Source organism: Novosphingobium rosa NBRC 15208 (assembly GCF_001598555.1).
GTDB classification, from domain to species: domain Bacteria; phylum Pseudomonadota; class Alphaproteobacteria; order Sphingomonadales; family Sphingomonadaceae; genus Novosphingobium; species Novosphingobium rosa.
On sequence record NZ_BCZE01000157.1, the window covers coordinates 1 to 2,808 of the forward strand.

At 66.5% G+C, this 2,808-nt stretch carries 4 protein-coding genes; all 4 read right to left on the reverse strand.

What is annotated here, in order from left to right; genetic code table 11:
- Positions 1 to 4: 4 nt before the first annotated feature.
- The gene (locus SR3_RS30085; RefSeq protein ID WP_068095067.1) at positions 5 to 835 is read right to left on the reverse strand and encodes a fumarylacetoacetate hydrolase family protein; all 831 of its coding nucleotides are present in this window, start codon (positions 833 to 835) and stop codon (positions 5 to 7) included.
- A 29-nt stretch (positions 836 to 864) separates the two neighbouring features.
- Positions 865 to 1,776, reverse strand: coding sequence for a VOC family protein (locus SR3_RS30090; protein WP_068095070.1), 912 nt, complete (start codon positions 1,774 to 1,776; stop codon positions 865 to 867).
- A 14-nt stretch (positions 1,777 to 1,790) separates the two neighbouring features.
- Positions 1,791 to 2,204: a GlcG/HbpS family heme-binding protein gene (locus tag SR3_RS30095; RefSeq protein ID WP_068095062.1), complete on the reverse strand. Its 414-nt coding sequence runs from the start codon at positions 2,202 to 2,204 to the stop codon at positions 1,791 to 1,793.
- Positions 2,201 to 2,808: FAD-dependent monooxygenase (locus SR3_RS30100; protein ID WP_174549216.1), on the reverse strand; the 608-nt coding region annotated here is incomplete at its 5' end. The genes SR3_RS30095 and SR3_RS30100, both read right to left, overlap by 4 nt.

Sequence of the window (2,808 nt, forward strand, 5' to 3'; positions counted from 1 at the left end):
GGTGTCAGATTTCGTCGATGATGCGGTTGGTGATGGCGCCGATGATGCCGCAGGAGACTTCCACCGTGTCGCCGGCCTTCATGTAGAGGGCGGGGGTGCGCTTGTCGCCCACGCCGCCCGGCGTGCCGGTGGCGATCACATCGCCGGGGCTCAGCTGGGTGAAGGTGGAGCAATAGGCGATCACCGTGGGAATATCCCAGATCATGTCGGACACCGGCTGATCCTGCACCAGCTCGCCATTGAGGCGGGTCTGCACGCGGATCGCGCCCAGATCCTCGATCTCGTCAGGCGTGACCAACGCGGGGCCGAAGGCGCCGGTGGCGGGCCAGTTCTTGCCTGGCGTGAACTGGATGTTGTGGCGCTGCCAGTCGCGCACGCTGCCATCGTTGAAGGCGGCATAGCCCGCGATATGATCCCAGGCGTTTTCCGGCGCGATGCGGCGGCCCGGCTTGCCGATGATGATGGCCAGCTCGCCCTCGTAATCGAAGCGGATGCTTTCGGGCGGGCGGACCATGGGCTGGCCATCGGCGATCAGCGAGTCATTCCAGCGCTGGAAGATGGCGGGATGCTCCTTCTGCTCGCGCCCGGTTTCCTTGACGTGGCTGGCATAGTTCAGGCCCACGCAGAGGATCTTCTCGGGGTTGGGGATCAGCGGCAGCAGCACCACATCCTTCAGCGCATAGCTGGCGCCATCCTTGAGCGCGCCCAGCGCGTCCTGCGCCAGAGCGGCCTTCAGATCGGGGGTGGCGGGGCAGGCCAGATCCACCACGGTCTCGCTCTCAAGGCGACCGTAGGAGGGAGTGCCATCGGGGCGGCGGAAACTGATGTAACGCATGGGTCTGTTCTTTCGTTCGAAGCTGGCGATCAGGCGGAGAGGATCGGGGCCGGTTCCCATTCGCGGCGGAAGCGGAAGGCTTCCTCGGCGCTGCGCAGGCCGGCGAAATCCTTGTCGGAGATGCCCCACTGGTCGATGCGGTTCTCCGGCCAGGTCCAGTCGTCGGGGGCGCCGGTGGGATAGGTCTCGTCCACCTTGTTGACCGGGGTGGAGTATTCGATCACCGGGCCAAAGGGCGCGATGTAATAGGCATAGACATTGTCGCCCGGGCCATGGCGGCCGGGGCCCCATGCCGGGGAGAACTGATGGTCACGCATGCGGCCGATGCCGCGCATCACCGCGTCCAGATCCTCCATCTCGAAGGCGATATGGTTGAGGCTGGAGAAACCCGCGCGGGCAAAGGCGGTGGAGTGATGCGCATCGTTGCAGCGCACGAAAACCATGCCCTTGGTGCGGTCCGAGACGCGGAAGCCCAGCACCTGTTCGACCAGATCCCCGCTGGCTTCGGCATCGGCGGCGTTGAAGACCACATGGGTCAGCTTCACCGGCACATCGCGCAGGGCATAGGCCGGGTGGCTATCCAAAGGTTCGACCTCGGTGGCGCCGACGAGGAAACGCAACAATTCGCCTTCGGCCAGCTCGACCACCAGACCCGCGCCGCCGCCCGGATCGCGGCTGATGGTGGGGGCGGCGTTCAGGCCCTTTTCGGCGGCGACATGGGCGATCTGCTCCAGCCGGTCAGCTGAGCAGACGAAGGTGGTGGAGCGCACAAAGCGTTCGGCACTCTCGCTGAAGGCCACCAGATAGGGGAAGGTGCCGCTGCCGCGCAGATAGAAGGTGCCATCCTGCTGGCCGCCATCGGCGCAGCCCCAGATGTCGATCATCCACTGATGGGCCTGTGCCGCGCCGGGCAGGGCCAGTTCGATGCTGCGAAGTTTCATCATCGGTTTGGTCCTTACAATCCGGCGGCGGCGATGCCCGCCCTGGCCGCCGCTTCATCATTTTCACCCGTGTCGCCGCTGATCCCCACGGCGCCCACGATCTGTCCTTCGCTCTTCACCAGCATGCCGCCCGGCGAGAAGGCGATACGCCCCTCCAGCACAACGCTAACACTTTGGAAGAATACGGGATTGCCCTTGGCCCGCTCAGCCAGCACCGAAGTGTCGGCATCCATCGCCAAAGCGCCTGCGGCCTTGGCGCGGGCGATGTCGAGCCGGGCGAAGCTGGCGCCATCCTCCCGTGCGAAGGCGATGGGGTGGCCGCCCCCGTCCAGCACGATCACGGACAATGGCTTGAGGCCTTGCGCGCGGGCATCGGCCAGCGCCCCGGCGACGATCGCCTGAGCCTGGGCCAGGATAAGGGCGCTCATGCGGCTTTCTCCATGGTGAGACCCAGCAGGGCTGCGCGCCGGGCAATCAGGCTTTCGGCGGTGCCGGTGCCAAAGACATAGTGATCGGGGCGGACCAGCACGGCAGGGGCGTTGCGGGCGGCCAGCCAGTCGGCGATGGCGCCCTTGTCGCCCAGCGTGGCGAGGTCCACCACATTGATGCCCGCCACCGGCTTGGCGTCCCGGGTGAAAAGGCGCCAGCCATCGCCGGTCACATCGTCCAGCTTGCTGCCATCGGCCAGCACGGGCTGGATAAAGCGCTCGCCCGCGCCTTGGGTGCCTTGCGCGATGACGCCGGTGGAGATCGCCGGGATCAGGTCGGCGGCGGTTTCTTTGTTGGCCGAGGCGGCACGCTGGGCCATTTCCTCATCGCGCTGCGCCGCCAGAACCGGATCCAGCTGGCAGATATAGCGCCCCACATTCACCGCCGCGCCGATCACGCCGCGCACATGCGGGTCGCGCTCGGGCTGGTAGGTGTTCAGGATGGCGGCATCCGCGCCCTCCTTGGCGATCGCCGCCATCTTCCACGCCAGATTGGCGACATCGCGCAAGCCATGGCACATGCCTTGCCCGAAGAAGGGCGGGG